The organism is Phytoactinopolyspora halotolerans (assembly GCF_010550675.1).
Lineage (GTDB): Bacteria > Actinomycetota > Actinomycetes > Jiangellales > Jiangellaceae > Phytoactinopolyspora > Phytoactinopolyspora halotolerans.
Genome location: NZ_JAAGOA010000028.1, coordinates 44,766 through 69,087, shown reverse-complemented (window position 1 = coordinate 69,087; position 24,322 = coordinate 44,766). Strand labels below are relative to the sequence as shown.

Below are 24,322 nucleotides of genomic sequence, written 5' to 3'. Positions count from 1 at the left end.
AGTCAAAGCGAAAGTGCCGGTGGCGACGGTGTGCACATCGTCACCACCGGCACGTCGCCGACGCGACCCTCAGCTGCGTCCCTCGCCCTCGATACCCAAGTGCCTCTTGATGGCGCCAAGCCCCGTGGTCAGCTCTGCCCGAATCTGCGCCTGCCCAGCTGCTAGCGCGTCCAGCTTGCTCGTGTGCTCATCGAGCTTCACCCCATGCGCATCGAGCTTGGCGCCGTGCGCATCCAGCTTGGCGCCGTGCGCATCCAGCTTCGCCTCCATGCTCGCCGAGGACTCGCTCGTAACGATGCTGGCCAGCCAGCAACACACCCAACGTTTCCCCATGCTCCAGCTGCGTCTTCCGCAGCTCCTTCAGCGTCTTCCTCATTCCCCACCGCCTCGACTTCGCGCCCATCGCATCGTCTCCGCCAGCCGCGAGCAGCAGCGCGTCCTCAGCCTGCCTCAGGACCCGCTCCCGTTCCTTCTTCCATTGCACCGATTCTTCACTCAGTCTGCTCACTTTGCCCTCGACAGCGCTGACGCGTCGCTCTAAATCTTCGACAGTCGCCATTTTGCCTCGTTTTCACTGCGATAGCCTCCGTGAGCGCATGTGCGCCCTTGTGATAGCCATTAAGGTATCGGTTCGGCGTGGCTATTCCAACTCCATACTTGACACGCTGGCGACAGCCATGTTCATCGTACTTGCGCGTCACATGCGCTGTTGCCACATGTTTGCGGACGTTAGCGTCGACCGCTCCGGGTTGCGGTGTGCCGCGGTCCGAGCAGCGTCAGCAGCTTACGAAAGCTCCGGCTCGTCAACGCCGGCAACACCGTGGATGTTGCGGGGATCTGCCGAACTACCGGTCACATGCCTACCGCAGCCGCGGGTCAAAGGCGTCGCGGATCACGTCGCCGAGCACGATGAAGCTGAGCACTGTCACGCTGAGGAAAATCGACGGGTAGATCAGCAGATGCGACGCAATCTGGAAGTCATTCTGCGCGTTGGACAGTTGCAGCCCCCAGGAGATCGCCGGCGCCTGTAGGCCGACGCCCAGGAATGTCAGCACGGCTTCCGCCACGATCGCGGTACCGATCGCGATGGTAGCCATTACCATGACCGGGGCGATGGCGTTGGGCAGGATGTGCTTTCGCACCAGCCACCAGCCGTCGGCGCCCAGGCCTCGTGCGGCCACGACGTAGTCCATCTGTTTGACCGACAACACGGACGACCGCATCACCCGTGTCATCGTGGGCCACCCGAACAGCGCGAGGACGAGCGACACCGTCCAGATATTCCGGACGTTCATGCTGACCAGAATGACCAGGGCACCCAATATGAACGGGAAGCCGAAAAAGATGTCAGTGACCCGGGAGATCAGCGCGTCCACCCACTTCCCGCGGTACCCGGCGGCGGCACCCAGTACCACCGCGATCAGCAGCGAGAGCACCGTGACCAGCACACCCACGCTGATCGACGCCCGGGCACCGTGGATCACGTTCGCGTAGACGTCGCATCCTTGCTTGTCGAACCCGAACGGATGCCCGGCTGTCGGACTTTCGTTGCTACGACCCAGGTCGCACACCCGCGGATCACCATTGCCGAACCAGCCGGCGAATAGGTCGGGAATCGCGGCCAGCACGATCATCAGTAGCACGAGGAACCCGCTGATCCAGAACAGCGGATTCCGACGCAGATCCTGCCAGGCGTCGCCGCGAAGCGTCGCGGCACGCACGGTGACCTCTTGGTCCGCGTTGGGACCGTACACCGCGACAGTGACGCCAGCGCCGCCGTCGGTCGGTTCGGGGCCGAAACGTTCAGTCATGGCGGATCCTCGGATCAAGTACGCCGTACAACAGGTCGACGACGAGATTGGCGAGCAGGAAGATCAGCACCAGTGCCGTGGCCACGCCGACCACTACCGCGCCCTCTTGGGTCTGCAGCGATCGGAACAGGAGCTGGCCGACGCCGGGCACGTTGAAGACACCTTCGATGACGATCGTGCCTCCCAGCAGGAATCCCAATTCAATACCGAGAAAGGTCACCGCGGCGATCAGGGAGTTACGCAAAACATGCACCGAGACCACCCGGCGACGCGACAAGCCTTTGGCCACGGCGGCACGTACGTAATCGGCCCGCAGGTTCTCCAGCACGCTCGCGCGCACCAGCCGGCCGACCTGGGCGGTGCCGAATGCCGCCAAGATGAGCGCCGGCAGGATGTAACTCCTGGGCCAGCCATCCGAGATGCCAGATACAGGAAAGATGCCGGCGTTCACGCCGAGGACGAGTTGCGCGGTGTAGGCCAGCACGAAGATCGGGATCGAGATGACCGCGATGCTGAACAGGAGGATGGTGTGGTCCGGCCACCGTCCCCTGCGCAGCGCGGCGATCAAACCGAGGACGATCCCGACGATCGCTTCGATGACCCACGCCGTCAGCGCCAGTCGCATAGTCACCGGCCAGCGCTGCGCCATCTGGTCCCAGACCGGCCGGCCACTGAAGTCAGTACCGAAGTCACCTGACAGCAGCCCGCCCATGTACTTCAGGTACTGCACCAGCAGCGGATCATCGAGGTTGTGCTCGTCCCGCAGCGCGTTGATCACGCTCTCCGAGAGCGGACGGTCACCGGCCAGCGCACGGATCGGGTCGCCGGGAAGCGCCCACACCGCTGCATAGATGAGCAGGGTGACCCCGAAGAAGACGATCACCAGCTGAGCCAGCCGGGAGACGATATATCGGCCCATGGATACGACCGATCAGGACTGCGGCGCAATGGCGTAGACGCACGTGGCCAGGATGGCCGCATACTGGACGGCGGCCAGCTTTCCGAGCGGGATCGGCTCGGAGGAAGTCCCCGCCTCGGCTTCGGCCACCCAGGAATCGTAGACGGCGGAGAGGGCTGCGTGCTGCTCCCGGATCGTCGGCGTGCCGTTGCCGATCGCCAGCTCACCGTCGAACGCGCGTAACAACATTCCGCCGTACCGCAGCCGGAACATGTGCACCAGATCCAGGCATCCGAACCGTTCGGCCTTCGTCGCCTGGCGCGCCGCCTCGGCCTGTTCGGATCGATAGTGCTCCTGCTGAGCCACCTTGACGAACGCAGGGATGAAGGCGCGGGACGCGCGGAGGAACGGCGACTGGACGGACAGATCGGGCTCCGCCGCGCGCAGCGTGTCACCCAGCATCGTCGCAAGTTCGTCGAGCCCTTCCGCGCGCACCTTCAGGACCTCGGCATATGTCTCCTCCGTAGGCTCCCCGTCATTGGCGTCCGGATGTGACCAGTACGGCACCTCGGTCACCAGTGACAGCGTTCCGTACTTCTCCGCGTACGCCCAGCTCGACGTGCCCGCATCCCGGTCTGCGGGGTCCAGCCCGGCGGCCTCGGTGAAGTCGTAAGCTTCTTCACTCCCTGCAGCACGGAAGATCGCGTCGGCCAGACGCGGCACGTACGGGACCTCGGGTTCGCCGGTATCCAGTGGCAGTCCCAGTTCCTCCGGGATGGCGTGCAGATGCTCGTAGAGCCCGGGAGTCTCGCGGGAGACGTAGTAATAGATCCCGCCGTGCTCACCGTTGTGCAGCGAGCACATGAACGCAGGCTTGGTGTCGTCGATCAGCCGCATGAGCGCCACTGTCTCCGGCATCATCCGGTCGAAGTACGCCCGTTTGTAGGAGAACGGGAATGTCCATTCGACCTGCTCGTCCGGCGCCGGCCGGTAGAAGTGCCGGGCGTAGTGCCCGCGCGTGTACGGCCCGGCGAACCAGGCCTCGTTGAGCCGCGCCCCGTCCGGGTCGATGCACGGCACGATGTGCCAGGTGTAGCCGAGACGCTCGCGCAGGTCGTCGTCGTCGACGAGGGTCCGGGCCAGATGGGTGGCCGTCAGCGCCCCGATCGGCTCATTCGGATGGACCCCGCCGAAAACGACCGCTTGGGCCGGCCCGTCGCCGACGGTCAACGCCCACAGCGGCTCCCCCAGGCGCGAAGTACCGATCCGCCGGAGGGGCGCACCGGCCCTCTCGGCGATCTCGGTGAAGTCGCGGTTGAGCTCGTCGACACTGGGGATGGTGGCGAACTCAGGGATCCGCTGGAGTGCTTCCTGGCCGGCGCGGGCCGGAGTCATGGTCACGATCTGCTGCTCCTCGGGTCGTCGGCGATGATCGCCGTCGTGGTGTTCTGCTGGCTTGGCTTCCTAGCTGTTGACGACGACGTCGGTCAGCTCGATCTCGTCGAAGCCGACGATCACGTTGGACACGTTCTCGCTGTGCGCGAAGTTGTACGTGGCGTAGAACAGCGGCACGCCCGGGAAGTCGTCCATAATCAGCGCCTCGGCCTGCTTGTACAGCTCGTTGGCCTCGTCCAGCGTCGAAGCCGCATCGGCTTGCTGGATCAATGCGTCGACGTCGGGATTCTCGTACGAACCGGCACCGGCACGGCCGGATCCCATGGAGCTCCAGACCTCAGTGAGCTGGTTCTGCATGGTGGGATAGAGCGACCCCCAGCCGCCCCGGAACATCCCGGTGGCGCTGTGCTCCTCGAGTGCCTCGATGAACGCCGGGAAGCCAGGCTGCGTCTGCAGCTGCACCTCGTCGATGGCGTCCAGGTTCTGCCGCACCTGGTTGGCGATCGCCTCGAACGTCTGGTCGTAACCGACTCCGCCCGGGTACCACAGTTCCAGCGTGGAGTCGGTCCAACCGGACTCCGCCAGCAGTTCGTTGGCACGTTCCGGGTTGAACTCGCAGTACTCGCCACAGAGGCCTTCGGTACCGCCGCCGCCGACGTTCGCTCCGTGTAGTGACGTCGCGGGTTCGTAGATTCCGGCGAAGATCGCCTCGTTGATCTCGTCCCGGTCAATGGCCATCGAGATCGCCTGCCTGAGCCGCTTATCCTGGAACCGCTCATCCCATAGCGGGAAGCCCACCCAGTCCAGCCGCACCGCCTGGAACGAGATGAATCGATCACCGAAGTCCTGTTCGACCTGCTGGAACCGGGTCTGCGGCACGGAGACGATATCCACTTGTCCGGCAACCGCATCGGTGTATGCGGTCTCCTGATCGCTGTAGATCTTGAAGATGACACCGTCGGCGTTGGGCTGCGGGCCCCGATAGTCCTCGTAACGGACCATGCTGATCTGGACGTCATGCTCCCATGTGCCGTCCATGCGGAACGGACCATTCCCGATCGGGGCCTCGTCGAAGGCATCAGGGTCCTCGAACGCCACCGCGGGCAACGCGTAGAACCCGGGGAGTTTCAGTTTGTACGGGAACTGGCTGTCGGCAGACTTGAGGGTCACCTGGAACTGCCGGTCATCGATGACCTCGAGACCGGAGAGCGTATCCTGCTCCGGCTCCCCGTCCTGCGGGTTGAGTTCGTCGTATCCCTCGATGTTGGACAGCTGGGCATTGTTCGCCCAACCGTTCGGGCCGTACGCGGTCGCGTTCCAAGCGTCCACGTAGTCTTCTGCCACCACGGGCTCGCCGTTGTGCCAGGTCCAGCCGTCCTTGAGGGTAATGGTCCAGACGATGTTGTCGTCAGACTCAATCGATTCGGCATGCAGGTTCTTCGGTTCGGTACCGTCGCCGAACTCGACCAGCCCGGAGAACAGCGCGTCGACCTCGTTGAACGCACCCGTCATACGGTGCGGTGTCAGGTGATCCGGCTCATCGGTGCCCACCGAGAAGGTCCCGCCGGTGTTCTCCGCCGCACCGTCACCCTCGGACCCCGATTCACCGCTGTCACCGCCGTCGTCCGAGCCGCATCCGCTCACGATCAGCAATGCGCCGACGACACCCGCCAGTAGCACACGGCTGCCCGGCCGGCTGGTGAGGCGTGGACTGGACGCGCCGCGGTTCCCGCGGCGGCGTCTGAAGCCGAAGCGGCTTGCGCTCATGGCTGCTCCTTAGTCGAGACAGGAGCCTCCCAGGCACACGACGTTGACCTGCCCGGGCGGCTGTGCCGATCTGATGGCGTCCGAACATACTGTAGTAATCTAAACATCGGAAGTTTCAGTAGGAATTGAAACTTCTTTGTAACGCGCCAGGCTGGCCTCAGAGCCGGTGAATGTTCGAGGATGATCCCTACACACCTGGAGGGAGACCGATGGCGGCATCGCACCACGACCACGCCGACGAATCCCCCGGCGGCCTCTCCGCCACCAGCGAGGACCGGCTGGATGAGGAGCGGCGCGCGCAGTACGCCGAGGAGATCGGCATGCTCTTCCACGAGCGGGGCTGGCCACGGATGGAAGGCCGCGTCCTCGGGTATCTCGTGATGAGCAACGCGCCGCACACCTCAAGTGCAGACCTGATCGGCGCGTTGCGCGCTAGCGCGGGTTCGATTTCCACCGCCACCCGGAATCTCGCCCAGGCCGGGTTCATCAAGCGGGTGACGGTGCCCGGCGATCGCAGCCACTATTTCCGGGTCGAAGACGATGTCTTCGGCACATTCCTGGCTACCGAGCACCAATACCTTCTGCTGCGCGCCAGGGGAATCGAGAAGATCCTGGGCGCCCTCGGGGAGAACGAGTCCGGACCCAGAAGGCGGCTGGAGAACATGCGCGACTACTGCATTTGGCTTTACGAATACCACCACGGCCAGATGCTCCAGGCATGGGAGGAACGTAAACGGGAACGTGACGCAGCGCGCGACGCGTGACCGAAGTGCCGACGCGATGCAGCAGTCGGCGTCTGCCCGCCCACCGGGTTACAGTCCCCGGGATCAAGGAGGAGAATCCGTCGTGAGCACGACTGAGACATCGGCGATCGCCGACGACCCTGTCCCGGACGCGGCACCTCTGCTCGAGGTAGACGACCTGCACGTGGAGTTTCGTACCCGGGAAGGCATCGCGCGAGCGGTCAACGGCGTGTCCTACCGCGTGGACGACGGTGAGACCCTCGCTGTGCTCGGCGAATCCGGCTCAGGCAAGAGCGTCACCGCGCAAGCGATCATGGGCATCGTCGACAGCCCACCGGGCTACATCACCGGCGGTGCCGTCCGTTTCCGCGGCCGCGACCTGCTCCCGCTGCCCGAGAAGGAACGAAAGCAGGTCCGCGGCAGCCAGATTGCCATGATCTTCCAGGATGCGCTGTCCGCGCTCAATCCCGTCTTTCCGGTTGGCTGGCAGATCGCCGAAATGTTCCGCGTTCACCGGGGGATGTCCAGGTCCGACGCGCGCAAGCGCTCCATCGAGTTGATGGACCGGGTGCACATCCCGGCCGCACGCGAACGAGTCCGCGACTATCCACACCAGTTCTCCGGCGGCATGCGGCAACGCATCATGATCGCCATGGCGATCGCATTGGACCCCGCCGTGCTCATCGCCGACGAACCGACCACCGCACTGGACGTGACAGTGCAGGCACAGATCATGAACCTGCTGCGGGAATTGCAGCGAGACAGCGGAATGGGCCTCATCCTTATCACGCACGATCTCGGGGTGGTGGCCGACGTCGCTGATCGGATCGCCGTGATGTACGCGGGCCGGATCCTCGAGCAGGCGCCCGTGCATGACATCTACGCTTCGCCTGCGCATCCGTACACCAAGGGTCTACTCGAATCGATTCCCCGAGTTGACCTCAAGGGCCACGCACTCGCGGCCATTCAAGGTTTGCCCCCAACGCTGACCCGGATCCCGTCCGGATGCGCCTTCCATCCGCGCTGCTCCGCCGCCGAAGCCCTGTGCACCACGGACCGCCCACCGCTGCGCACCGTAGCCGGGGGACGCTCCAGCGCGTGCCACTTCACCGAGGAGGTACTGAGCGGTGTCCGCTGAACCCACCGCCGAGCAAGGTGCCGGCTCGGGCCGGTCTGCGGGCTCTGGTTCCGGGCAAACGTTGCTCGAAGTCCGCGACCTGGCCAAGCACTTCCCGCTGTCGGGTGGTCGTCTGCTGCGCCGGCACGCCGGCACCGTGCGGGCGGTCGATGGGGTCTCGTTCGAACTGCGCAAAGGCGAGACGCTCGGCGTCGTCGGCGAGTCCGGCTGCGGCAAGTCGACGCTGGCCAAACTGCTGATGCGGCTGGAAGAGCCGACCCGCGGTGAGGTCCGGTTGAACGGCCGGAACATCTACGAGCTCACCGGCAAGGAACTGCGCGCGCTGCGACGCAACGTGCAGATGGTCTTCCAAGACCCGTACTCCTCGCTGGATCCGCGGATGACCGTCGGCGACATCGTCGGCGAGCCGTTCGATCTGCACCCGGAGGTCGAGCCGAAGAGCGGGCGACGACGACGGGTACAGGAGTTGCTTGAGCTCGTGGGGCTGAACCCCGAGCACATCAACCGCTACCCGCACCAGTTCTCCGGCGGGCAGCGGCAGCGTATCGGTATCGCGCGCGGTCTGGCGTTACGTCCCGACGTCATCATCTGCGACGAACCGGTCTCCGCGCTCGACGTCTCGGTTCAGGCACAGGTGATGAACCTCCTGGCCGGCCTGCAGCGGGAGCTCGGGCTCTCGTACATCTTCATCGCCCATGACCTCTCCGTCGTGCGGCACATCTCCGACCGGGTGGCGGTGATGTATCTCGGGAAGGTGGTCGAGGTCGGGACCGACGAACAGATCTACGAGCACCCCAGTCATCCGTACACTCAGGCGTTGCTCTCCGCTGCACCGGTGCCGGATCCATCGGTCCGCGGACAGCGTGAGCAGATCGTCCTCTCGGGTGACCCGCCCAGCCCGGCCAGCCCGCCCAGCGGGTGCCGATTCCGCACCCGTTGCTGGATGGCGACCCAGACGTGCGCCGACGAGGAGCCGGCCCTGGTCGTCCGCGACCGCACTGACCACGAGGCGGCCTGCCACTACGCCGCCGCCCGGGAGGACATCGTCGTCCGGCGCGATTGAGGCGAGCAGCCGTGGCTGTCGGAGATCTTCGATAGTGTTCTCCACGACGGCTGGCCGGCGAGTCAGCGTACCCATGGACCGCTGACCGGTGACGCACCCAGGAGGACGGCACGTGTCGAGCACAGCCCGCATGCGGCGGCACATGTCCAGGATCGCCACGACGACGGCCGCCGCCGGGCTTGCCGTCGCCACCGCCCTGGCCGGCGCCGGGTACGCGCTCGCGGCCCCTGATGACGACGCCGGCCATCCTGACCTCGCCGATCCCGCAGCCCGCGGCACGGCCGAGTCCGGCGGCCTTCCGGATCTCCTCGGTACTACGCTCGGCGACGGTCTGCTCACTCCTCCGACGTCGTTTCACGACGACGGCCGATACCTCGTCGTGCTCGCCGACGCGCCCGCGGCCACGTACACCGGCGGCGCCGACGACCTCCCGGCCACCGCCGCCGACGGGCAGGGGTTCGACGCCGGCACCAGCGCGGCCCGCCGCTACCGCGATCATCTCCACGGGCAGCAGGCCGAGGTCGCCGCCCGTGTCGGTGCCGATCCGGCGCAGCAGTACAGCGCGGCCGTCAACGCATTCGCCGCAGACCTGGACGCAACGCAGGCGGCAGAGTTGCAGCAGGATCCACGGGTGCTCGCGGTGGTGCCGGACACCGCGCAGCCGCTGGACACGGTGCAGTCTCCGGATCACCTCGGTCTACCCGGCGACGACGGTGTGTGGGAGGAACTCGGCGGCGTCGACAGCGCAGGTATGGGCGTCGTCGTCGGTATCGTCGACTCCGGGCTGTGGCCGGAGAATCCGTCGTTCGCCGGTTCGGCGCTGCCGTCGGCGCCGTCTGAGGACGTCGGCCGGCCGTACCGGACGTCGGAGACGGAAACGGCCATGGTGAAGGCGAACGGCGAGCTGTTCACCGGTGAGTGCCAGACCGGCGAGCGCTGGGATGCCGACGACTGCACGGACAAGGTGATCTCCGCTCGCTACTTCGCGGACGGCTTCCTCGGCAGTGTTCCGCCCGGGGAACGTGATGACGACGAGTTCGCTTCGCCGCGGGACGGCCAGGGACACGGCAGTCATGTCACCGGAATCGCCGCCGGCAACACGGGTGTGCCGATGTCCATCGACGGTCAGGACCTCGGTGCGGGTTCAGGCATGGCACCGGCGGCGAAGATCGCGGCATACAAGGCGTGCTGGACAGCGCAGGACCCCGAGGCGGGCGGCTGCTTCCTCTCCGACGTCGTCGCCGCCGTCGACCAGGCCGTCGTCGACAACGTCGACATCCTGAACCTGTCCATCGCCGGCTTCCGCGACACCGCCGCCGACGTGATATCACTCGCGCTTCTCTCCGCGGCCTCGGCGGACATCTTCGTCGCCGTATCGGCGGGCAACCACGGGCCGGGCGCCTCCACCGTCGCGCACAATAACCCCTGGGTCGCCACGGTGGCCGCGGGCACACACGCCGGCTACCCGGGAACGGTGGAGCTCGGCGACGGGCGTCGATTCCGCGGCGCGATGCTCCACCCGGGTGGGCTCGACGAGCAGACGCCGCTGGTGAGGGCCGGCGACATCGCCGCGAGCGGCGCAACCGCGGACGAGGCGACGCTTTGCATGCCGGACAGCCTGGATGAGGAACGTGCCGACGGAGCGCTGGTCCTGTGTGACCGCGGTGAGATTCCGCGCACCGACAAGTCCGACGAGGTCGCCCGTGCCGGTGGCGTGGGCATGATCCTCGGCAACACGGATCCGGACGAGACCCTCGACCCGGACAGCCACGCCGTCCCGACCGTACAGCTGAGCGCGGCGGACGCCGACCATGCGCGCGAGTACATCGCCGAGAGCGCCCCCGACGGTGCGACAGCGGCCCTGCTTCCCGGCGACCAGACCGACCTTCCGCCTGCACCGTCACCGGTCCTGGCCGGCTTCTCATCCCGCGGACCGGCGCTGGCCAACGACGGCGACCTGCTCAAACCGGACCTCACGGCGCCCGGTGTCAACGTCCTCTCGGCCGTCACGCCCGGCTACACCGGGCAGGACGGCGACGCGCAGTACGGCTTCCTCTCCGGCACCTCGATGGCGTCTCCGCACGTCGCCGGGATCGCCGCCCTGCTACGCGCGGAGCACCCGGACTGGTCGCCGGCAGCGATCAAGTCGGCACTCATGACGTCCACGTCCGACCTGGTCGACGCGGAAGGCTCGCCGGATCGCGACCGATTCGGCTCCGGCGCCGGGTACGTCGACCCGGGTGCCGCGCTCTCCCCCGGCCTCGTCTACGACGCCACCGCGGACGACTGGCTGTCGTTCCTGGCCGGAACCGGCGCCGAGCTGGACATCCCCGGCGTGGAACCGATCGATCCGTCCAACCTGAACTACCCGTCGATCTCGATCGGCGCGCTGGCCGGTAAACAACAGGTCGTCCGGGAGGTGACCGCGACCCGTCCCGGGCTGTACGTCGCCGACGTCGACGTCCCCGGCTTCGCCGCCCACGTCAGCCCGTCGGTGCTGTTGTTCACACAGCCGGGTCAGACCAAGCGGTTCCGGGTGGTGCTCACCCGCGACGACGCCGACCTGGAGCAGTATGCGCACGGCACGCTGACCTGGCGCGGTGCCGGCACCGCCGCGCGCAGCCCCGTCGTCGTCAATCCGGTCGGCCTGGACGCGCCGGACGAGGTGAGCGGTGACGGACCATCCGGCCAGATCGAATTCGACGTGGTCAGCGGGCAGGACGCCGATACCGGGGTCACGCTGCGCGGCCTGGCTCCCGGTGAGGTCACCGACGGCTCGCTGACGCCCGGGGAGCCACCCAAGACGGGCGGGAACGCCTCCTCGCATCTGGTGAGTCTCGACGTCGGCGACGGCGCTACACTCGCCCGGTTCGACCTCGTCGCCGGTGCGGCCACCGCAGACTTCGACATGTATCTGTTCGGGCCGGACGGCCGGCAACTCCCGGTGGAGGCGGCGACGGCCGCGTCGAGCGAGCGGGTCGACCTCCCCGACCCCGAGCCGGGCACGTATTGGGCTCTGGTGCACGTCTACTCCACCGCCGACGGTGAGCCGGTCGACTTCAGCCTGCGTAACTTCGCAGTGGGTGGCGGGCCTGCCGGCAACGCCACCGTCGCACCGGAGCGCATCGTCGGCGAGCCGGGATCGTCCACCCAGGTCACCGTTGAGTACGACGGTCTCGGCCGGGGCGTCCCCTACCTCGGCGTGGTCGACTACGACGGGACCGGGCCCGGCACCGTCGTGAGCATCGGCTGAGGTCTTACGAGCCCGCGCCGCCGGGGCTCCCAACGGGTCGCATTGTGCATACGATGGCTTCATGTCTACGACGCCCGACCGGACCCGCATCCGATTCCCTGACATCAGCTCCCGTGCCTACGAGCATCCGGCCGACCGTGGTGCGCTCGTCGCGCTGCGTTCGCTGCGCGGCTTCGATACTGTGCTCCGCAAGATGGCGGGCCTGTTCAGCGAGCGCTCGCTCCGGCTGCACTACTTGTCCGGCGCCGTCCGCGTCGGTGAGACCCAGTTCGCCGACGTGCACCAAGACGTCGTCGACGCGGCGCACATCCTGGATCTGAAACCGGTGCCCGACCTCTACGTGGTCCTCGATCCGGTGCCGCGCGCGATGGCCATCGGCAAGGACAAGCCGTTCATCGTCGTCAGCACCGGGCTGTTCGACCTGCTCGACGCGGAGGAGCGCCGGTTCGTCGTCGGACACGAGGTCGGGCACATCCTCTCCGGTCACGCCGTGTACCGCACGTTGCTGCTGGCGCTGACCAATCTGGCGCTGCGGGTGGCATGGCTGCCCATGGGGTACTTCGGCCTGCGCGCGATCGTGCTGGCGCTCGAGGAATGGCATCGGAAGTCGGAGCTGTCCTGTGACCGGGCCGGTCTGTTGACGCTGCAGGATCCGGACGCCGCGAAGCGGACGCTGATGAAGCTCGCCGGTGGCTCCCGGCTGGCGGAGATGGACACGGAGGCGTTCCTGCAGCAGGCACGCGAGTACGACGCCGCTGAGGACGCCCGGGACGGGCTGCTCAAACTGCTGAGTCTGATGGGCCGGACGCACCCGCACGCGGTCGTCCGGTTCGCCGAACTGGACCACTGGGCGAGTTCCGGTGAGTACAGCCGGATCCTGGCCGGTGATTACCCACGCCGGTCCGAGGACGCCGACGCATCGATCAGCCAGGAGGCGAAGAACGCGGCGAAGTCGTATCAGGAGGCGTGGAACCGCTCCGCGGATCCGCTGATCAAGGTTCTCCGCGACGTCGCCGGCGGCGCCCAGGACGCCGGAGGCAAGATCTTCGACACCGTCTTCAACCGCAACCGCCCCAACACCTGACCCCGCCCTAAATGATCATGTGAAGTGGGTTTTCTCGTGCCGTAACAGGTCTGCAGACATGGTGGGGCACGAAGAAACCTACTTCACATGATCATTTAGCCCGGTCGAGGGGCTGGGTTAGACGCTGAGGCTGGGCTTGACGGTGATGAGCCGGGCGAGCAGGCCGTTGACGAAGCCCGGCGACTCGTCGGTCGACAGGTCGCGCACCAGGGCCACCGCCTCGCTGACCGCCACCGGGTCCGGCACGTCGTCCCGGTACAGGATCTCGAACGCGCCCATCCGCAGGACGTTGCGGTCGACGGCCGGCATCCGTTCCAGGGTCCACCCCTCGGAGTAGGTGGACAGCAGCTCGTCGATCCGCTCCTGGTGCGCGTTGACCCCCTCGACCAGCGCGACGGTGTACTCGTTCAGCGGCTGGTCGGCCGTGGCCATCCGCCGCGACAGCGTCGCGCCGAGCGCGAGACCTTGCTGTTCGGATTCGAACAGGATGTCCAGGGCCCGCTTCCGGGCGCGAGTGCGGGCTGGCATGAAGGTCGCCGATCAGGACGCGCGGCCGAGGTACGAGCCGTCGCGGGTGTCGACCTTGACCTTCTCACCGGTGGTGATGAACAGCGGAACGTTGATCTCGTGGCCGGTCTCCAGCCGGGCCGGCTTGGTGCCACCGGTGGAGCGGTCACCCTGCACGCCGGGCTCGGTGTACTCGATGGTCAGCACCACGGATGCGGGCAGCTCCACGAACAGCGGGTTCTCGTCGTGCAACCCGACGACGGCGTCCTGGTTCTCCAGCAGGAAGTTCTGCCCGTCGCCGACGGTCGCCGCGGGGACGTGGACCTGTTCGTAGGACTGGGTGTCCATGAACACGAACGCATCTCCGTCGCGGTACAGGTAGGTCATCTCACGCCGGTCGACGTTGGCGGTCTCCACCTTGACGCCGGCGTTGAAGGTCTTGTCCACGACCTTGCCCGACAACACGTTCTTCAGCTTGGTGCGCACGAACGCACCGCCCTTTCCTGGCTTCACGTGCTGGAAGTCCAGGACGGTCCACAGCTGGCCGTCGAGGTTGAGCACCAGGCCGTTCTTCAGGTCGTTGGTGGTCGCCACGTCAGTAGTGCCTCTTCGTCGTCATCGTGCACGTCCGTCGCGCTCACGCGTCGAGGACGAGCAGCTCCTTGGTCAATGGTGTGAGCAGCTCCGGTCCGTCGGCCCGGACCACGAGCGTGTCCTCGATCCGAACCCCACCGCGGTCCGGCAGGTAGATACCGGGCTCAACCGTCACTGTCATGCGCTCGGCAAGTGTACCCGTTGCCGAGTACCCGAGCGTCGGCGCCTCATGTACCTCCAGCCCGACGCCGTGACCGGTGCCGTGGCCGAACTGCTCACCGTAGCCCGCGTCCTCGATCACCGAACGCGACGCCTTGTCCACGTCGATCCGCTCGCCGCCGGGTGTCAGCGCCTCCCGACCGGCCCGCTGAGACGCGGCGACGATGTCGTAGATCTCACGTTGCCAGGCCGCCGGTTCGCCCCCGACGACGCACGTACGGGTGCAGTCCGCGTGATAGCCACCGAACGCGGCGCCGAAGTCGATCTTCACGAAGTCCCCGCGCTCGACGACGCGGTCCGTCGGGCGGTGGTGCGGTACGGCGCTGTTCGGGCCGGACGCGACGATCGTCTCGAACGCGATGGCGTCCGCCCCGGCCGCGTACATCCGCCACTCCAGGTCGCGGGCGATGACCCGCTCCGACCGCCCGAGCAACGAGCCGGCGCCGAACAACTCCTGCAGCGCCTGGCAGGAGATCTCGCACGCGCGCCGCAGGCTGTCGATCTCGGATTCGTCCTTGACCGCTCGCAACTCCTCGATCGCACGGCCCATCTCGGTCAGTTCGGTTGTGCTACCGGCGTCCTCCAGCGCGGCGCGGATCGCCGCAGCCAGCTCCAGCGTGACGTCGTGCTGCTCGACGGCCAGCCGCCCGAGGCCGCGCTGCCCGGCGCGGGTGGCCAGCTCAGTGGCGACGCCGCGGATGACGACGAGCTCGACGTCCGGCGCCACGGCGGCGGCCGCCGTCGCGTATCGACCGTCCGTGGCCAGCGTCGCCGTCCCGTCGTCGGTGATGAGTACGGCGGCATTGCTGCTCTTCAGACCGGTCAGGTACTGGACGTTGACGAGCCGGGTGACCAATGCGGCGGGGATGTCGCGCTCGGCGAGGTGGGCCGCGAGCCGGGCCCGACGGGCAGCGTGGAGTTCAGCCATGGTGACGACTCTAGACGCCGTCTTCTCGGGTGAGAGACCCTGCCGTTCACTCCACGAGAGAAGGCCGCATCGGTTACCATTTTGATCATGGTCGAGCTCGGCTTGATTCTGGTGGTAAGCCTGGCGATTGTCGTGAGCGTGGTGATCATCAGGCGAGCCCCGGAGCGCCGTGGCAAGCCGGTCGAGAACACCGTACTCTCCGATGTCCGCCTGAACTCCGAGTTCCAGGAGGAGCTGCGGTCGCTGGCATGGCAGGGCCATACCGAGCAGGCGATCAAGCTGTTGCGTAAACACAGCAAGCTGGAGACCCACGAGGCGACGCTCGTCGTTCAGGAGCTCATGGTCGGACGTGTCTTCCCGCAGGCGGAGACGTCCACTCAGACCGAATCGGGCGGGCAGTCGAGTGCGGTCATCGACGATCACCTGTTACGCAGGCTGAACGCCTTGGTTGAACAGGACCCGTTCACCCGGACCGCCGCCATCCAGCTGCTCCGCGATCACACGGGGATGAGCGTCAAGGAAGCGAAACGGTTCATCGACGCGCTGTGATTGATATCAAGTAATAGCTAGCATGCGATAGCAGCTATCAGCTATCATGATCGTCATGCGGCAGCTTCTCCTACGCATCCCCGACGACCTGCATGCGCGCTTGACCGCCAAGGCAAAGCGCGAAGGGATCTCGGTGAATGCACTCGCCAACAAGGCGCTACATTCGGCCGCGCCCGCCGAGGGCCCGGCCGACGGCGTCACCACCCGCCGATATCGCCTCAAGGAACGCGCCCGCGAGATGGGGATCCTGGTCGAGTCGCCGGCCCCTCCCGTCACGCCGGAGCGTTTCTCTGCCGCACTGAAGGAGACCGAGGGGATCGGACCGGTGGTCACCGAACTCTGGACCAAGGGGCGCTGAGATGATCGATACCACGCTGATCTATGTCGATCCGTCGGTTCTGGTCCGTTCCTACCTCGCCGACGAGCCCGGACATCAGCAGGCGCGGGCACTGGTGGAAGGCGGACAGCTGCTGCTGACGGCAAGCTTCACGCTGGTCGAGGTCGTGGCGACGCTGCACCGCGCAGGCAAGGCGAAACGCCTCGCCGACGTCGACGTGCTGATCGAGAAACTGTATGAGGAGGTCTCACCCGACGGTCCGATCAGCCTGACCCGCCCAGACCCTACGGCGACGGAGAGCGCCGCGCTCACCATCGTGCGGGTCTACGGCGTCCATGCCATGGAGGCCCTGCATCTCGCCGTTGCCGACATCGCGGTGCGGCCGCTGGCCGAACCGGGTGAGCGGGTCGGTTTCGCCACACAGAGCGAGCCGCAACGCGCTGCCGCGAAAGCCCTCGGCTTCCTACCCGTGGCCGGGTTCACCGACTCGGGCGCACCTGCGGACGAGGTCGTCCCGTCGGTCCGGACCATGCCGCCGGCCGCATCGACCCTATCGACGCCGTCGGCCCCGTCCGCGCCGTCAGTACCTCCTGCCCCACCGGCTCCCGCGTCGTGAGCTCCTCACCGGTGGTGCAGGTCGTGCAGCGCCTGGAGCGCGAGGTCATAGGAGACCATGCCGAAACCGGCGATGGTCCCGGTGGCGACGCCGGCCACGACGCTGGTGTGACGGAACGACTCACGCGCGGCCGGGTTCGAGATATGCACCTCGATCAGCGGTGCCGTCAGCTGCGCACAGGCGTCGCGCAGCGCGTACGAGTAGTGCGTGAACGCCGCCGGGTTCAGCACCACCGGCGTAGCGGCGTCAGCGGCGGAGTGTAGCCAGCCGACGAGTTCGGCCTCGTCATCGGTCTGCCGCACCTCGACGTCGAACCCGAGCTCCCGACCGTTACGCTCGCACCGTTTGACGAGGTCGTCGTAGGACGTGTCACCGTACACGTCCGGCTCCCGCGAGCCGAGCCGGCCCAGGTTCGGGCCGTTCAGCACCAGCACCTTCTTCATCGCATCTGACCCTACAGTGCGGCACCGACCGACGTGATGTTCGCCCCATCTCGGACGCCTCCGTTTCGCACGCCTGGCCGGACCGTGCCACATAGAGTGGACGGGTGAGGATTTCGGCATCCCAAGCGGGCCACGAGCACGCCACATCGCTGTCCTCGGTGCTCGCCAGCATGAACGCACACTCGGCGAGCCAGGCGGCGTCCGCGGATCCGGTCGCCGTCAAGGAGCTGCGTCAGCTGCGCGAGGACTTCACCCGCTTCATGATGCAGTACAAGTTCGGCATGGAGGAGATCACCACCAAGATCTCGATCCTGCGGGAAGAGTTCAGCCACCTGCATGACTACAACCCGATCGAACATGTCTCCTCGCGATTGAAGTCTCCGGAGAGCATCCTGGAGAAGATCCAGCGCAAGGGGTGCTACCCGTCGTTCGACGCGATCCGCGAGACCATTACCGACATCGCCGGCGTGCGGGTGACCTGCAGCTTCGTCTCGGACACGTACCGCGTATTCGACATGCTCGCCAAGCAGCAGGACGTCCGGGTACTCCAGGTCAAGGACTACATCCTTCAGCCCAAGCCCAACGGCTACCGCAGCCTGCACGCGATCGTCGTGATCCCGGTGTATCTCTCCGACGGCATGGTGGAGGTCGTCGTCGAGGTTCAGCTGCGCACGATCGCCATGGACTTCTGGGCGAGCCTCGAGCACAAGATCTACTACAAGTACGACAAGGACGTGCCACGGGAGCTGCTCGACGACCTCGCCACCGCGGCGCAGACGGCCGCTCATCTCGACGAGACGATGGAGCGATTGCACAACGAGATCCGCGTCGCCGACGGCGTCGACCAGCAAAACGGGCCGGAGCCGCCGGACGAGCAGCATGTGGTCCCGGCCGAAGAGGTGGTCGCCCGGCTACGCCAAGCCCGTCGGCACTACCGCGACTGACCCGCCGCCATCGGCGATGCGCCATGTGCGCATCCCGGGTATGCCGATGTGTACTGACTGCTCCTGTGCGGCTGACTAGCCGGCGACCTCGGCGAATGCTGCGGCCAGCAGTTGCGGATCGGGGCCCTCGAGGATCCCCGGCTTGGCCAGGCCGTCCAGGACGACGAACCGTAACCGGTCGCCGCGGCTCTTCTTGTCCACCCGCATCGCCTCGAGCAGCCGCGGCCAGGCGTCGCCGCCGCCGTACGAGGTCGGCAGGCCCAGCGCCTCCAACACCGATCGATGCCGCTCGGCCGTCTCGTCGTCGAGGCGGCCGGCCAGCCGTCCCAATTCGGCGGCGAAGACCAGGCCGACCGAGACGGCGGCGCCGTGCCGCCACCGATACCGTTCCACCTTCTCGATCGCGTGCCCGAGCGTGTGACCGTAGTTGAGGATCTCGCGCAGCCCCGACTCCTTCAGGTCCGCGCCCACCACCTCGGCCTTCACCCGCACGGACCGCTCGACCAGTTCGCGGACGTGCGGGCCGTCCGGCTTCGCCGCGGCCTCAGGGTCGGCCTCGATGATCTCCAGGATCCTCGGGTCGGCGATGAAGCCGGCCTTCACCACCTCCGCCAGCCCGGCCACGTACTCGTTCGCCGGCAAGGTGCGCAGCGCGGCGAGATCGCAGAGCACCGCGGCGGGCGGATGGAACGCGCCGACCAGGTTCTTCCCCTCGGCCGTGTTGATGCCGGTCTTGCCGCCGACGGCTGCGTCGACCATGCCGAGCACCGTCGTCGGGATCGGGATCCAGCGCACGCCGCGGAGCCAGCTCGCCGCGACGAAGCCGGCCAGGTCCGTGCTGGCGCCGCCGCCGATCCCGACGATGGCGTCCGAGCGAGTCATGCCGATCCGCCCCAGTACCGACCAGCAGTACGAGGCGACCTCGGCCGTCTTGGCGTCCTCGGCGTCCGGGACCTCGATGGCGTGCGCCTCGTATCCTTGCTCGCTCAGGTCGTCCCGGACCGCGTCCGCGCTCGTGCGCAGCGCTCCCGGATGGATGATCGCCACCCGCCGCACGTCGTCGCCGAGCACCGCCGGCAACTCACCCAGCAAGCCGGTGCCGACGACGACGTCGTACGGGGCGTCCCCGCCGACGGTGATGCGCCGCGGCTCAGACATGACCCATCGCGTCCTCCACGTCCTGCACGACCTCCTCGATGCCGCGCCCCGTGGTCACCACCGTCGCCGACGCCACCTCCTGGTACAACGGCCGGCGCGCGTCCATCAGCTTCTTCAGCTGCGCCCGTGGGCTCTCCAGCAGGAGCGGCCGGTCCCGGTTCAAGCCCACCCTCGCGGCGGCGTCGGCCAGCCCGACGTCGAGGAATACCACCCGGTGCCCGGCCAGCTCGGCCCTCGTCTCCGGGTTGGTGACCGCTCCCCCGCCGAGTGCCAGCACACCGTCGTGCTCCCGCAGCGCCGCGGTGATGGCGGCGCGTTCGAGTGAGCGGAAGGCAGGCTCGCCGTCTTCGACGAAGATGTCCGTGATGGGTTTGCCGGCCGTTCGCTCGACGTCCGTGTCGGTGTCGCGGAACGTCACGCCGAGCCGGTCGGCCAGCTGCCGTCCGACGCTGGACTTGCCCGCGCCCGGCGCCCCGACCAGGACCACCCGAGGACTCACCGGATCGCCAGCCTCTCCGGGATGGCGTCCAGGTAGGAACGCCAGTTCCGCGCCGTCTCCGCCACCGAGTCGCCGCCGAACTTCTCCAACGCCGCCTGCGCGAGTATCAGCGCGACCATCGCCTCGGCCACCACACCGGCTGCCGGCACGGCGCAGACGTCGGAACGCTGGTGGTGAGCGCGGGATTCCTCACCCGTCGCGGTGTCGATCGTGCGCAGCGCGCGCGGAACGGTGGAGATCGGCTTCATCGCCGCCCGGACCCGCATCACCTCACCGGTGGACATACCGCCTTCGATGCCGCCGGAGCGCCCCGACGTGCGTCGCACGCCGCCGCCCTCCACCGGCTCGATCTCATCCTGTGCGTCCGACCCGCGCGTGCGCGCCAGCTCGAAGCCGTCGCCGACCTCCACACCCTTGATCGCCTGAATGCCCATCAGCGCACCGGCCAGCCGGGCGTCCAGCCGGCGGTCGCCGTGCACGTAGCTGCCGAGCCCGGGCGGCAGCCCGTACGTGACGACCTCAACGACGCCGCCCAGGGTGTCACCGGCCTTTCGGGTCTCGTCCACCTCGGTCACCATCGCGTCGCTGGTCTCCGCGTGGAAGCAGCGCAGCGGGTCAACGTCCAGCTTCGCCACGTCGTCCGGATGCGGCAGCGGGGAGCCGGCGGGAACCGCGATGGTGCCCAGTTCGACGGTGTGGCTCACCAGCCGGACCCCGTACGCCTGTTCCAGGAACGCGGCCGCCACCGAACCGAGCGCGACGCGCGCCGCCGTCTCCCGGGCGCTGGCCCGCTCCAGTACCGGGCGAGCCTCATCGAAGCCGTACTTCTGCATGCCGGCCAGGTCCGCGTGTCCGGGGCGCGGGCGGGTCAGGGGCGCGTTGCGGGCCAGCCCGTCCAGCTCGTCCGGGTCGACCGGGTCGGCGGACATCACCTTCTCCCACTTCGGCCACTCCGTGTTCCCCACCTGCACGGCGAGCGGACCGCCGAGGGTCCGGCCATGCCGCACGCCGCCGAGGAATGTCACCTTGTCCGCCTCGAAGGACATCCGCGCGCCACGCCCGTAGCCGAGCCGGCGGCGAGCCAACGCCTCCGCCACGTCGTCTGTGGTGACCTGAACGCCGGCCGGGAGCCCTTCCAGGGTCGCGACGAGCGCGGGGCCGTGCGATTCCCCCGCCGTGAGCCATCTGAGCATGGTGAACATCTTCCCACGCCGCCCCCACCCCTGCCCCGCTACCCCTAAATGATCATGTGAAGTAGGTTTTCTCGCGCCGTACCAGGTCTGCAGACATGGTAGTGCTGGGGAAAACCCACTTCACATGATCATTTAGGGCGGGGCATGTGGGGGTGGGTGGTGGGTGGGATACGCTCGGGCGCGTGGCTCATGAGATCGATCCGGCGTTCCGCGCCTATCCGATGCGGATGCTCGCCGACGCCGCACTGCAACGCGCTCGTGACCTCGGCGTCGACCACGCGGAGTTCAGGTTCGAACGCATCCGCTCGCAGACGCTGGCCCTCCGCGACGCCGCTCTGGAAGGCAGCCGCGACGGCGAGGACGTCGGCTTCAGCGTCCGGGTCCTGCACGACGGCACCTGGGGCTTCGCCGCCGCCGTCGACCTGACCCCCGAACACGCGGTCCGCGCCACCGAGCAGGCCGTCGAGCTGGCCAAGGTGGCCCGGGACCTCAGCCCCACCCGGGTGGAGATCGCCGACGAGCCCACCTACGCCGACGTGATGTGGGTGTCCGACTACGACATCGACCCGTTCAGCATCCCGGACACGGACAAGATCGAACTGCTGGCCGCCCGCTCGCGGCAGGTGCTCGAGCAGCCGGCCGTCGATCACATCACGGCTCGCCTGGACCAGGTGCTGGAGAACAAGTTCTACGCGAACACGGCGGGCACCGTCACCACTCAACAGCGCGTCCGGGTGCAGCCGGCCTTCGAGGCACTCGCCGTCGACGCCGGCAGCGGCAGATTCGAGACGATGGAGACGCTCGCCGCACCCGCCGGCCGAGGCTGGGAGTACGTCACCGGCGCCGACGGCGTGGTCGCCTGGGACGCCGCACTCGACGAGCTCGGGCCGCTGCTGGCGGAGAAGCTCGCCGCGCCGACGGTCGACGCCGGCCGGTACGACCTGGTCATCGACCCCACCAACCTGTGGCTGACCATCCACGAGTCGGTCGGCCACGCCACCGAACTGGATCGCGCGCTCGGCTACGAGGCCAACTATGCCGGGACCTCGTTCGCCACGCTGGACAAGCTCGGCACGCTGCGCTACGGCTCCCCCGCGATGCATGTCACCGGGGATCGCACCGCGCGGCACGGGCTGGCCACCATCGGCTACGACGACGAAGGAGTGCAGGCGCAGCGCTGGGACATCGTCCGCGACGGCGTGCTGGTCGGATACCAGCTCGACCGGGCGATGGCGAAGGACAACGCGTCCGCGCTCGGGACCAGCCGGTCCAACGGTTGTGCCTTCGCCGACTCGCCCGGCCACGTCCCGGTGCAACGGATGGCGAACGTCTCCTTGCAGCCGGCCGCCGCCGGACCGTCCACCGAGGACCTGATCTCCCGAGTGGACGACGGCATCTACATCGTCGGGAACAAGTCCTGGTCGATCGATATGCAGCGGTACAACTTCCAGTTCACCGGCCAGCGGTTCTACCGGATCCGCAACGGCCGGCTGAGCGGACAACTGCGCGATGTCGCGTACCAGGCGACGACGACGGACTTCTGGGGGTCCCTGGATGCCGTCGGCGGTCCGCAGACCTACGTGCTCGGAGGCGCGTTCAACTGCGGCAAGGCGCAGCCCGGGCAGATCGCACCGGTGTCACACGGCTGCCCGTCCGCGCTGTTCCGGGATATCAACGTGCTGAACACGGCTCAGGAGGGTGGCCAGTGAGCGGGGTCATGACGCCGCAGCAGATCGTCGAGCGCTGCCTCGAGCTCTCCCGCACCGACGGCATGCTGGCCTTGGTGGACGAGTCCTTCACCGCCAACCTGAGGTGGGCCAACAACGCCCTGACCACCAACGGCGTGATGCAAGAGCGGCTGGTCACGGTCGTCGCCCTGGTCGGCGGCAGCACCGGCACCGCCTCCGGCGTCGTCTCCCGTAGCGCCGTCACCGACGACGCGCTGGAGCCGCTGGTGCGCACGGCGGAGCAGGCGGCACGGGACAACGGACCGGCCGAGGACGCCCAGCCGCTCATCGCGGGCGAGGCGGCCGCTGACTGGGCGGCGGAACCCGGACGCACCTCCGCCGCCGCGTTCGCCACGCTGGCACCGGCCCTGGGCGAGGCGTTCGCCACGAACTCCGAGCGACGGAACTTCCTCTACGGATACGTCGAACACGAGGTGCGCACCACCTACCTGGGCAGTTCCACGGGCCTACGGCTGCGGCACGAGCAGCCGACCGGGCATATCGGGATCACCGGCAAGTCCAGCCGTCCCGGCGACCCCAGCGCCGACGCCGGCAACGCCTCCGCGTGGGTGGGCCAGTCCTGCCGGGAGTTGGCCGACATCGACATCGCCGGGCTCGACGCCGAGCTGCAGCGGCGGCTGGCCTGGGCTCGCCGCAGCGTCGAACTGCCGGCCGGCCGGTATGACACGTTGTTGCCGCCGACGGCCGTCGCGGACCTGATGATCTACGCCTACTGGACGATGGGTGCCCGGGACGCATACGACGGCCGGAGCGTGTACGCACGTCCAGGCGCCGGCACCCGGGTGGGTGAGAAACTCTCCGCTCAACCGGTCACGCTCTGGTCCGACCCGAGCTTCCCCGGGCTGGAGTGCGCCCCCGCCGCCCTGGCGCGCGCCTCGTCGGCGGAGCAGAGCGTCTTCGACAACGGTCTGCCGCTGCGACGCACCGCATGGATCGAGGACGGTCAACTCTCCTCCCTGCTCCAGACCCGGCACTCGGCACAGCTCACCGGTCTGCCGGTCACCCCGGCGGTGGACAACCTCGGGCTCACCGTCGACGGCGCCACCGGTTCCACCGACGACCTGGTCCGAGACATGGAACGTGGGTTGCTGCTGACCTGCCTGTGGTACATCCGCGCGGTCGACCCGCAGACGTTGCTACTGACCGGGCTCACCCGCGACGGCGTGTACCTGGTGGAGAACGGCGAGGTCACCGGGGCGGTGAACAACTTCCGCTTCAACGAGAGCCCGGTGGCTCTGCTGGATCGGTTCTCCCACGCCGGTGCGACGGTGCCGACGTTCAGCCGGGAGTGGGGCGACTACTTCCCGCGCACCGCGATGCCGGCGCTACGGGTGCCCGACTTCAACATGTCCTCCGTCAGCCAGGCCTCATAGCGCAGAAGCCGCCCGGGGCGGTCCGTCGCTGCCCGGCGGCAGCCGTCGCCGTCCGTGAGCGA

23 protein-coding genes are annotated in these 24,322 nt (G+C 67.7%); 11 read left to right on the top strand and 12 right to left on the bottom strand.

What is annotated here, in order from left to right; translation table 11 throughout:
- Window positions 1–69: 69 nt before the first annotated feature.
- From G1H10_RS28150 to G1H10_RS28130, 5 genes are all read right to left on the bottom strand, one after another.
- Window positions 70–270, bottom strand: a complete 201-nt coding sequence (locus tag G1H10_RS28150; protein ID WP_163744225.1) for a hypothetical protein — start codon at window positions 268–270, stop codon at window positions 70–72.
- A gap of 590 nt (window positions 271–860) precedes the next feature.
- A complete protein-coding gene (locus G1H10_RS28145) occupies window positions 861–1,811 on the bottom strand; it encodes an ABC transporter permease (protein WP_163744223.1) in 951 nt (316 codons plus the stop codon).
- Window positions 1,804–2,730 carry an ABC transporter permease gene (locus tag G1H10_RS28140; RefSeq protein ID WP_163744222.1) on the bottom strand — a complete coding sequence of 309 codons (927 nt, stop codon included), beginning with the start codon at window positions 2,728–2,730 and terminating at the stop codon, window positions 1,804–1,806. The genes G1H10_RS28145 and G1H10_RS28140 overlap by 8 nt, the downstream gene beginning before the upstream one ends.
- A 12-nt stretch (window positions 2,731–2,742) precedes the next feature.
- Window positions 2,743–4,104, bottom strand: coding sequence for a M14 family zinc carboxypeptidase (locus G1H10_RS28135; protein ID WP_246220057.1), 1,362 nt, complete (start codon window positions 4,102–4,104; stop codon window positions 2,743–2,745).
- 69 nt (window positions 4,105–4,173) lie between these two features.
- Entirely contained in the window at window positions 4,174–5,871 is a 1,698-nt protein-coding gene (locus G1H10_RS28130; protein WP_163744218.1) for a peptide ABC transporter substrate-binding protein, read from the bottom strand.
- 209 nt (window positions 5,872–6,080) lie between these two features.
- Between G1H10_RS28130 and G1H10_RS28125 the strand changes: the two genes are divergently transcribed.
- The 5 genes from G1H10_RS28125 (at window position 6,081) to G1H10_RS28105 (ending at window position 13,152) form a co-directional block, all read left to right on the top strand.
- Window positions 6,081–6,635: a GbsR/MarR family transcriptional regulator gene (locus G1H10_RS28125; protein WP_163744216.1), complete on the top strand. Its 555-nt coding sequence runs from the start codon at window positions 6,081–6,083 to the stop codon at window positions 6,633–6,635.
- 82 nt (window positions 6,636–6,717) lie between these two features.
- Window positions 6,718–7,752, top strand: a complete 1,035-nt coding sequence (locus tag G1H10_RS28120; RefSeq protein ID WP_312856655.1) for an ABC transporter ATP-binding protein — start codon at window positions 6,718–6,720, stop codon at window positions 7,750–7,752.
- Window positions 7,742–8,815 carry an ABC transporter ATP-binding protein gene (locus tag G1H10_RS28115; protein WP_163744212.1) on the top strand — a complete coding sequence of 358 codons (1,074 nt, stop codon included), beginning with the start codon at window positions 7,742–7,744 and terminating at the stop codon, window positions 8,813–8,815. Before G1H10_RS28120 ends, G1H10_RS28115 begins: the two co-directional genes overlap by 11 nt.
- A gap of 112 nt (window positions 8,816–8,927) precedes the next feature.
- Complete coding sequence (locus G1H10_RS34205; protein ID WP_163744210.1) at window positions 8,928–12,068, top strand: S8 family serine peptidase; 3,141 nt, start codon at window positions 8,928–8,930, stop codon at window positions 12,066–12,068.
- Window positions 12,069–12,129: 61 nt separating this feature from the next.
- Complete coding sequence (locus G1H10_RS28105; protein WP_163744209.1) at window positions 12,130–13,152, top strand: M48 family metallopeptidase; 1,023 nt, start codon at window positions 12,130–12,132, stop codon at window positions 13,150–13,152.
- A gap of 117 nt (window positions 13,153–13,269) precedes the next feature.
- Here G1H10_RS28105 and nusB read toward each other — a convergent pair whose 3' ends face one another.
- From nusB to G1H10_RS28090, 3 genes are read right to left on the bottom strand one after another with little or no spacing between them, the layout of a single operon-like run.
- Window positions 13,270–13,680 carry a transcription antitermination factor NusB gene (gene nusB, locus G1H10_RS28100; RefSeq protein WP_163744207.1) on the bottom strand — a complete coding sequence of 137 codons (411 nt, stop codon included), beginning with the start codon at window positions 13,678–13,680 and terminating at the stop codon, window positions 13,270–13,272.
- Window positions 13,681–13,692: 12 nt separating this feature from the next.
- Complete coding sequence (gene efp / locus G1H10_RS28095; protein ID WP_163744205.1) at window positions 13,693–14,253, bottom strand: elongation factor P; 561 nt, start codon at window positions 14,251–14,253, stop codon at window positions 13,693–13,695.
- A 43-nt stretch (window positions 14,254–14,296) separates the two neighbouring features.
- Window positions 14,297–15,400: a M24 family metallopeptidase gene (locus G1H10_RS28090; RefSeq protein ID WP_163744204.1), complete on the bottom strand. Its 1,104-nt coding sequence runs from the start codon at window positions 15,398–15,400 to the stop codon at window positions 14,297–14,299.
- 87 nt (window positions 15,401–15,487) lie between these two features.
- On the opposite strand from G1H10_RS28090, the gene G1H10_RS28085 reads away from it, so the two are divergent.
- From G1H10_RS28085 to G1H10_RS28075, 3 genes are read left to right on the top strand one after another with little or no spacing between them, the layout of a single operon-like run.
- A complete protein-coding gene (locus G1H10_RS28085) occupies window positions 15,488–15,949 on the top strand; it encodes a hypothetical protein (protein ID WP_163744202.1) in 462 nt (153 codons plus the stop codon).
- 55 nt (window positions 15,950–16,004) lie between these two features.
- A complete protein-coding gene (locus tag G1H10_RS28080) occupies window positions 16,005–16,307 on the top strand; it encodes a toxin-antitoxin system HicB family antitoxin (RefSeq protein WP_163744200.1) in 303 nt (100 codons plus the stop codon).
- Window position 16,308: 1 nt separating this feature from the next.
- A complete protein-coding gene (locus G1H10_RS28075; RefSeq protein ID WP_163744198.1) occupies window positions 16,309–16,902 on the top strand; it encodes a type II toxin-antitoxin system VapC family toxin in 594 nt (197 codons plus the stop codon).
- 5 nt (window positions 16,903–16,907) lie between these two features.
- Here the strand turns inward: G1H10_RS28075 and aroQ are convergent, their stop codons facing one another.
- Window positions 16,908–17,345 carry a type II 3-dehydroquinate dehydratase gene (gene aroQ, locus G1H10_RS28070; RefSeq protein WP_163744196.1) on the bottom strand — a complete coding sequence of 146 codons (438 nt, stop codon included), beginning with the start codon at window positions 17,343–17,345 and terminating at the stop codon, window positions 16,908–16,910.
- 170 nt (window positions 17,346–17,515) lie between these two features.
- On the opposite strand from aroQ, the gene G1H10_RS28065 reads away from it, so the two are divergent.
- Window positions 17,516–18,289, top strand: coding sequence for a GTP pyrophosphokinase (locus G1H10_RS28065; RefSeq protein WP_163744297.1), 774 nt, complete (start codon window positions 17,516–17,518; stop codon window positions 18,287–18,289).
- A 75-nt stretch (window positions 18,290–18,364) separates the two neighbouring features.
- Here the strand turns inward: G1H10_RS28065 and aroB are convergent, their stop codons facing one another.
- The 3 genes from aroB to aroC are packed head-to-tail and all read right to left on the bottom strand — an operon-like array spanning window position 18,365 to window position 21,139.
- The gene (aroB, locus tag G1H10_RS28060) at window positions 18,365–19,447 is read right to left on the bottom strand and encodes a 3-dehydroquinate synthase (RefSeq protein ID WP_163744195.1); all 1,083 of its coding nucleotides are present in this window, start codon (window positions 19,445–19,447) and stop codon (window positions 18,365–18,367) included.
- Entirely contained in the window at window positions 19,440–19,946 is a 507-nt protein-coding gene (locus G1H10_RS28055; RefSeq protein ID WP_163744193.1) for a shikimate kinase, read from the bottom strand. Before G1H10_RS28055 ends, aroB begins: the two co-directional genes overlap by 8 nt.
- Complete coding sequence (gene aroC, locus G1H10_RS28050; RefSeq protein ID WP_163744190.1) at window positions 19,943–21,139, bottom strand: chorismate synthase; 1,197 nt, start codon at window positions 21,137–21,139, stop codon at window positions 19,943–19,945. Before aroC ends, G1H10_RS28055 begins: the two co-directional genes overlap by 4 nt.
- Before the next feature lie 221 nt (window positions 21,140–21,360).
- On the opposite strand from aroC, the gene G1H10_RS28045 reads away from it, so the two are divergent.
- Both G1H10_RS28045 and G1H10_RS28040 read left to right on the top strand, forming a co-directional pair.
- Window positions 21,361–22,848: a TldD/PmbA family protein gene (locus G1H10_RS28045; RefSeq protein ID WP_163744293.1), complete on the top strand. Its 1,488-nt coding sequence runs from the start codon at window positions 21,361–21,363 to the stop codon at window positions 22,846–22,848.
- Between the two features lie 8 nt (window positions 22,849–22,856).
- Window positions 22,857–24,260 carry a metallopeptidase TldD-related protein gene (locus tag G1H10_RS28040; protein WP_163744294.1) on the top strand — a complete coding sequence of 468 codons (1,404 nt, stop codon included), beginning with the start codon at window positions 22,857–22,859 and terminating at the stop codon, window positions 24,258–24,260.
- Window positions 24,261–24,322 lie beyond the last annotated feature (62 nt).